Annotated in this window: 4 protein-coding genes; 2 read left to right on the top strand and 2 right to left on the bottom strand. The window is 69.0% G+C overall.

The genetic code is table 11. The annotated features are described in order from the left end of the window. Positions 1–14 precede the first annotated feature (14 nt). Complete coding sequence (locus AC1DDO_RS20605; protein ID WP_476972638.1) at positions 15–3,107, top strand: S1 family peptidase; 3,093 nt, start codon at positions 15–17, stop codon at positions 3,105–3,107. A gap of 188 nt (positions 3,108–3,295) precedes the next feature. Here AC1DDO_RS20605 and AC1DDO_RS20610 read toward each other — a convergent pair whose 3' ends face one another. Further along, positions 3,296–4,504, bottom strand: coding sequence for a globin domain-containing protein (locus AC1DDO_RS20610; RefSeq protein WP_476868954.1), 1,209 nt, complete (start codon positions 4,502–4,504; stop codon positions 3,296–3,298). A gap of 255 nt (positions 4,505–4,759) precedes the next feature. Beyond that, positions 4,760–5,176 (bottom strand): PaaI family thioesterase, encoded by a 417-nt coding sequence (locus AC1DDO_RS20615; RefSeq protein ID WP_441409727.1) that lies wholly within the window; start codon positions 5,174–5,176, stop codon positions 4,760–4,762. Positions 5,177–5,342: 166 nt separating this feature from the next. Between AC1DDO_RS20615 and paaZ the strand changes: the two genes are divergently transcribed. Next, the gene (paaZ, locus tag AC1DDO_RS20620) at positions 5,343–7,445 is read left to right on the top strand and encodes a phenylacetic acid degradation bifunctional protein PaaZ (RefSeq protein WP_476972639.1); all 2,103 of its coding nucleotides are present in this window, start codon (positions 5,343–5,345) and stop codon (positions 7,443–7,445) included. Positions 7,446–7,639 lie beyond the last annotated feature (194 nt).

Consider the following 7,639-nt stretch of genomic DNA (forward strand, 5'->3'; position numbering starts at 1 on the left):
GGTAGGGTGGCCCAGTGAAGACTCCGAAGTTCCAGCCGATGGTGCGGGCCGCGGCCCTCGCGATTGCGCTTGCCGGTACCGTGTCCGCCGGTGCCTTGTCCGCCGTTCCGGCGTTGGCCGAAGCCGGCTCCGGCACGCCCGCACCGGCGCCGTCCGGCTCGACGACGGCGACCCCGGCGCCGTCGGACACTTCCGCTTCTTCATTCCCTAATGCTTCACCGGCTGACTCGTCCTCGGCGCCCTCCGCTGCACCTTCCATTGCGCCTTCCGCTGAGCCTTCCACGGCGCCCATCAGCGGTGCCGGCCTGGCTGAGGCCGTGCAGCGGGACCTCGGCATGACCCTGGCGGAATTCGACGCCGCCGGTGCACTGGCCCGGCGGGCGGCCGACGCCGCACCCTCCCTGCGCACCCTCCCCGGCTATGTGGGGATCAGCCTCGCCGGCGGCAAGATCGCTGTGGAAGGAAGCAGCCCCGAACTCCTGGCCCGCGTGGCCGAACTGAACCGGACCGGCCCGGCCGACTTCGTGCTTTCCGCCCCTGCGGCCACGGCTGCGGTCCCGTCTGCCGCGGAGCTCCTGGCCTCCAGCACGCAGCAACTGTTCGAGGCCTACGTCCGCGAGGTCGGGGCCGCCGGGCTGCAGGCGGTCACGTACACCAACGGCCACTTCGTCATCCGCACCGGCGGCACCAACACCGCGCAGTCTGCTCCGGCCGCCGAGGCCGACGCCGGCACCAAGCCCCACGCCGACCCTGGCGCCGACGCCAGCCTGGCCGGGCAACCGGCGGCAGGGCCGAATGCGACGGCGAAGATGTCCGCGGCCGACTTCGTGGCCCGCTACGCAAACGTTGCGCTGGAACAAGGATCGCGGGTCGCCACGGAGGGGGACTTCTTTGGCGGCCAGGGCTACATCATTGACGGGCGCACACTGTGCTCGGCCGGGTTCGGTGCCTACGACCCCGCGGGTGAGCCGCTGGTCCTGACGGCAGGACACTGCGCCGATGACGGTGCCGCGAAACAGGCCCGGATTGAAGACCCGGCAGGGGCGCCGGCGGCCAGCGCCGCCGGTTCAGCCACCCCGGGCTCGGGCAAGGCCGCCGGGATCCTGGGGACGTTCGGGTTCAGCCAGTTCGGCGGTCCGGGCAACACCACTGTGGCGTCGGACGGTACCAACGTCGGAACGGACATCGCCGTCCTCAAGGGCATCCGGAGCGGCGTGGATCTCCAGCCCGCCATCACGCGGTGGGACAACCCCGCCAACCCGGGGCCGACGTCCGTAAAGATCGTCGGAACCGTGGCCCCGTTTCAGGGCCAGCCCGTGTGCCGGTCCGGCCGGACGCTCGGCTGGTCGTGCGGGACCGTGGACTCGGTGGGAACCTGGGTCATCGCTGGACCGCACTCCCTCCCGCCGGACTACAACAACGACCTCCGTGCGCTCAACGGCTTCGACTCCAGCACCGTCAAATCCCGCCCCGGAGACTCAGGCGGACCATGGATCAGCGGGAACTTCGCGGTCGGCATGCACACCGGGGCCGAGAGCGAAAACGGCGTACAGACCCGGGCCATCGCTACCACTCTCGTGGACGCCACCGGACGGGTCCCCGGCGGCGTCCAGCTGCAGCTGTTCCTGACCAAGCCAACGCTCACGAAGGCCGCCAACGGAGCTGTCACGGCCGGCGAGCCCATTACCGGGCATGTGGACGCCGGTCCGGCCTCCGTGGTGGCTCCCAATTCCAAAGTCCGCATCACGGTCCAAAGCCAGAAATCTGGCCAGAAGGCCGCCCAATCGGTGGCAGTACCAATCGACGCATCGGGAAACTGGCGGGTCCCCGCGCCCTCAAAGGCTGGGCATTACACGTTCTCGGCTGAAACGGTGAACGGATTCAGCCGCTCCGGGGCAGTCTCCCTGTCCGTCGACGTATCCGTCCTCGCCGCCCCTGCCATCACCTCTCCGGCGGAGGGCCCGGCGCTTACCGCCGTCGACACGATCGAGGGCACCGGTGAAGCCGGCCGCACGGTACGACTTTCCGGCGGCTTCACCGGAACGGGCAAAGTCGCCGCAGACGGCCGGTGGAGCATCAAGGTGGCCGACCAGCCGGTCTTCGGGAAGGTTTCGCTCACGGCGGTGCTCACGGCTCCCGGGGAATCTGACAGTCCCGCAGTGACCCGCACGCTCTCCATCATTCCGCCGGCCCCGGCGGTGTCGAGCCCCCGGGATGGCAGACGTGTGCGCCAAGACGCCCTGCCCGCCGGCATGTCCGGCACAGCCATTGACGGTGCCACGGTGACCGTGGCCGTGGACGGTGCGCCCGTTGGATCAGCGCAGGCCGGCTCCGGCGGGTCAGCGGCAGGGACGCTGGCCGCGCTTCAGCCGCGGATTCCACGAAACCTGGCCGGCGGTGCCCAGTGGAGTGTCGCGTTCCCCGCAGAACTGGCCGCCGGAGCGCACACTCTGACGGTGACCCAAGCCATTGACGGTGTCACATCGCTTCCGGCCACCGTTGCGTTCACCGTCGACGCCGCAGCTGTTTCGGCGGGCAGCCCTGACGGGACCCCGGCGCCGGGCCAGCCCGCAGCTCCCGGCCCGCCGGCCAACCAGCAGCCGGCGGCGCAGCAGCCGATCGCGCAGCAGCCGATCGCGCAGCAGCCGATCGCGGGGCAACCGGCGGCGCAGCAGCCGATCGCGCAGCAGCCGATCGCGGGGCAACCGGCGGCGCAGCAGCCGATCGCGCAGCAGCCGATCGCGGGGCAACCGGCGGCGCAGCAGCCGGTAACCCCGGCCGCGCCAGCCGCGCAGCAGCCGCTCCCGCAGGAACCGGCCGTGCAGCAGCCGGTAACCCCAACCGCGCCGGCCGCGCAGCAACCGATCGCTCAGCAACCGCTTCCGCAGCAGCCGGTAACCTCGGCCGCCCCGGCGCCGTCTCCCGTCCCGCCGTCGGACGCCTCCGTGACGGCCCGCGGCCAAACGCCGGGCGGTTCGCCGGATAATGCGGACCAGCTGGCCAGCACGGGCGCCGCCGGGCTGTTACCCGCTGCCGGTCTCGGCGCCGCGGCCTTGCTGCTCGGCGCGGCCTTCGTGGCCTTCGGCCGGCGCCGGGCACGCCGCTAGCAGAATCTCCGGGACTCCGGGCCTCCGGGCCTACCGGCTCCTGGCTCGGGGCCGCGGGCCTACCGGGCTCCGGCTCCTGGCTCGAGTTCGCCGGAAAGCTGCCAGTACGCCGCAATTAATCGGCGAGCCCGCAGCGTTCCGGCGAATTCGAGGGCTCGGGGGCAGGAGGGCAGGGCAGCGAGCCGCGGCTACTGGAAATCAGCCAACCAGAGATCCGGGCCGAATACCTCGTATTGAATGTCCTTGGCAGCGACACCGCCGGCGATCAAGGCACTGCGAACCGACTTCAGGAACGGCAGGGGACCGCAGAGGTAGTATTCGGCGTCGTCGGGGAGCTCTACAGCACTGACGTCCATGAAGCCGGAAAACGCGGCTCCGGACGACTCTCCGGCCTCAGCAGGGGTCAGGAACCACGTCTTTAGCGTCCCGTCAGCCAGCTTCGCAAGATCCTCTTGGACCTGCGCGCGGAGCGGGAAGGATGCCTCGCTGTCATCGGCATGCAGGAGCATCACCTGGCGTTGGGAAGTGGACTGCACTAGATGGGAGAGCATTCCTGCCATCGGAGTGACGCCGATTCCGGCGCTGGCCATGACGAGGGGCCGGTCCGTGTACTCCAGCACCACGTCGCCGAACGGTGCCGAGAGCACCACCTCGTCGCCCACTTGGACGTTGTTGTGGAGCAGCGTGGACATCTCGCCGTCGGGTTTCCCAGGACTGTGGACCCGCTTGACCGCGAACTGCCGGTGCTGGCCGTCGTCGGCCTTGGTCAGGCTGTATTGCCGCGGCTGCTGCACGCCGTCGGGCATGGTCATCTTGATGGTGACGTACTGCCCGGGCAGGGACGGCTTGACGTCGCGCTCGTCGGTCCGCTCAACTACGAAGGAGATGACGTCATCGGTCTCCTGGATCCGCCGTACCACCCTCCACGTCCGCCAGATGGTCTCCGGGGACAGGTGCACGGCGTTGTACAGCCCGCGCTCCTTGTTGATGAGCAGGTTTGCCATCAGCCAGTAGACCTCGTCCCAGGCCGCGGCGACCTCGTCAGTGACGGCGTCCCCGAGGACATCCACGATCGCCCACATGAGGTGGTCGTGGACAACCTGGTACTGGTCCGGACTAAGTCCTAGCGACACGTGCTTGTGCGCCACCCTGGAGAGCAGATGATCCGGCACTTGGTCAGGATGCTCCACGAGCGTGCTGGCGAATGCCGCGATGGATCCGGCGAGTGCCTGCTGCTGGCGGCCGTCTGCCTGGTTTCCCCGGTTGAAGAGGCCGTCCAGGAGGTCAGGCCGTGCTTCGAACATGTGTTTGTAGAAGCGCTTGGCGATCTCCTCTATGTGCTCGCCGACCACAGGAAGCGTTGCCTGGATGACGGGACGCGAGGTGTCTGAGAGCATGGCGGACCCTTTCCGGTGCGACCGGTGAAACCCGGCGGTGCCGGGCGACTCGGCCCTTCCAAGCTAACAGTCCGGGGAGCGGGCCTTCCGGGTCCATCGGCCCTACGTCGCTGTGGAATATCGAGGTAAGGAGTGCGCCCGAGTTCGCCGGTACGCTGCCAGAACGCCGTAAATAACCGGCGGGCCCGCAGGGTTCCGGCGAACCCGCGGGCCGGGGTGGGCCGGGGCGAACCCGCGGGCCGGGGACCCCGGGGCTCAGCCCTTGCGGTCCAGCAGCAGGTTGGTGATCCGCAGCGTGCAAAGCCGCTGGCCCGCCTCGTTGGTGATCAGCACCTCGTGCGTGGTCAGGGTGCCGCCCAAGTGGATGGGGGTCGCCGTGATGGTGATCAGCCCCTCGCGGGCGGACTTGTGGTGCGTGGCCGAGACGTCCACGCCCACCGCCGTCTTGCCCAGGGTGCTGGCGTGGATGACGGCGGCCCAGGAGCCCACCGCCTCGCCGACTGCCAGTGAGGCGCCGCCGTGCAGGAGCCCGAACGATTGCCGATTGCCTTCCACCGGCATGGTCGCCACAACCCGGTCCACGGACTCCTCGAGGATCTTCACGCCCATTTTCTCGTCGAGTTCCCCGAGCGTGATCTTCCACATCTCGGTGCTGCCGGTCTCGGGCGTCATTGCGTCTCCTTTGTTGCAGGCCGGCGGAGGGGCCATGCCGGTCGGTGCCACCGCTGCTAGTGTGCGGCAGGCCTCATTCATGTACTCTAGAACATATTACCGAACGGACGGTCAGTAATGTTCCGGCCGTGTTGATCTTGCCCCGCGATGGAAGGACCCGTCAACGATGACCACCACAGCCGTACCCACCATAGACACTGTAGAGATCGTCCCCAGCTTCATCCGGGGTTCCTGGTGGACCCCCGACGCCGCCTCCGCTGCCGGCGCCGCGCCGGTCCTGGACGCCAGCACCGGCGAGCTCCTGGCCAAGGTGAGCACCGAGGGACTTGACCTCGCCGGCGTCGTGGATTACAGCCGCACCACCGGCCAGGCGGAACTGGGCACCCTCACCTTCCACCAGCGGGCCCTCAAGCTCAAGGAGCTGGCGCAGTACCTCAACGGCCGGCGCGAGGAGTTCTACGCGCTCTCGGCCCAGACCGGTGCCACCAAGATCGACTCGATGATCGACATCGACGGCGGCATCGGCGTCCTGTTCACGTTCGGCTCCAAGGGCCGCCGGGAACTGCCCAACGCCCAGGTGGTGGTGGATGGCCCCATGGAGGTGCTGTCCCGGGACGGTTCGTTCGCCGGCGAGCACATCTACACGCGCATCCCCGGTGTCGCCGTGCAGATCAACGCCTTCAACTTCCCGGTCTGGGGCATGCTCGAGAAGCTCGCCCCGGCCTTCCTCGCTGGCGTTCCCACCATCGTCAAGCCGGCCACCCCCACCGGCTACGTGGCCGCCGCCGTGGTCAAGGCGATCGACGAATCCGGCATCCTGCCCAAGGGCTCGCTGCAGCTGATCTCCGGCTCCGTCCGCACCCTGCTGGACCACCTGGACTACCGCGACCTCGTTGCCTTCACCGGTTCCGCCTCGACTGCCAACACGCTGAAGTCCCACCCCAACGTGGTCAAGGGCGGGGTCCGCTTCACTTCCGAGACCGACTCCCTCAACGCCGCGATCCTGGGCCCGGATGCCGTCAAGGGCACGCCGGAATTCGACGCCTTCATCAAGTCCCTTGTCACCGAGATGACAGCCAAGGCCGGCCAGAAATGCACGTCCATCCGCCGCGCGATCGTGCCGCAGGAACTGGTGGCCGACGTCGTCGCCGCCGTGGGGGACCGCGTCCGCGAACGCGTCGTGCTCGGTGACCCCCGCGCCGAGGGCGTCACCATGGGTGCCCTGGCCTCCCTCGAGCAGCTCGCCGACGTGCGCGCCGCCGTCCAGTCGATGCTCGACGCCGGCGGAGAGCTTGCCTACGGCACGCTCGATGCGCCGAAGGTCACCAGCGCGGACGGAAGCGTCGGCGTCGTCGACGGCGGTGCCTTCATGTCACCGGTCCTGCTGAGCTGGGCCAACCCGGAGGCCGAGGAGGTCCACTCGCTCGAGGCCTTCGGTCCCGTGTCCTCGGTGATCGGCTACACGGACCTGGCCGACGCCGTCCGCCTCGCCGCCCGCGGCGGCGGCTCGCTGGTCGCCTCGGTCTGCACGAACGATCCCGAGGTTGCCCGCGAACTCGTCACCGGAATTGCCGCCCACCACGGCCGCGTGCTCATGCTCAACCGCGAGGACGCCCGCAGCTCCACCGGCCACGGTTCCCCGGTCCCGCACCTGGTCCACGGCGGGCCCGGCCGCGCCGGCGGCGGCGAGGAGCTCGGCGGCATCCGCTCGGTGATGCACCACATGCAGCGCACCGCCATCCAGGGTTCCCCCAACATGCTGACCGCCGTCACCGGACTCTGGCACACCGGCGCGGACCGCAACTTCACGCTCGAGACCGAGGGCCAGCACCCGTTCCGGAAGTCCCTGGCCACGCTGCACATCGGCGACGCCATCCGCTCGGAGCTGCGCGAAGTGAGCCTGGAGGAAATCACCAAGTTCGCGAACTCCACGGGCGACACCTTCTACGCCCACACCAACCAGGAAGCCGCCGAGGCCAACCCGTTCTTCCCGGGCATCGTGGCGCACGGATACCTGCTGCTCAGCTGGGCGGCGGGCCTGTTCGTGGAGCCCGCGCCGGGCCCGGTGCTGGCCAACTACGGCCTGGAGAACCTGCGCTTCATCACCCCGGTGGCCGCAGGCGACTCCATCAGGGTCACGCTGACGGCCAAGAAGATCACCCCGCGCGAGACCGACGAATACGGCGAGGTGGCCTGGGACGCCGTCCTGACCAACCAGAACGACGAAATCGTGGCGACCTACGACGTCCTGACCCTCGTCGAGAAGTAGCCGCTTCCTTCCCCGGTGCTCTATCACTTGTGGCTGTCAAAGGGTCGGCAGAGTCATATGGTCGCAGCAACGCTCTGATTGATGGAGCGTTAGATGGCCAGAGTGTTTTCCCTGGATGCGCGCACTGAATTCTTCGATTTGGTATGCGCAGGGATGTCGATCCTGGGTGCCGCCCGGCGTGTCGGTGCGTCGGG

This window comes from Arthrobacter sp. 10N43 (genome assembly GCF_056394525.1).

Coding starts and splice junctions, on each gene's coding strand:
- AC1DDO_RS20610 (WP_476868954.1), bottom strand. CDS start 4,504: ATGCTCTCAGACACCTCGCGTCCCGTCATCCAGGCAACGCTTCCTGTG.
- AC1DDO_RS20615 (WP_441409727.1), bottom strand. CDS start 5,176: ATGACGCCCGAGACCGGCAGCACCGAGATGTGGAAGATCACGCTCGGG.
- paaZ (WP_476972639.1), top strand. CDS start 5,343: ATGACCACCACAGCCGTACCCACCATAGACACTGTAGAGATCGTCCCC.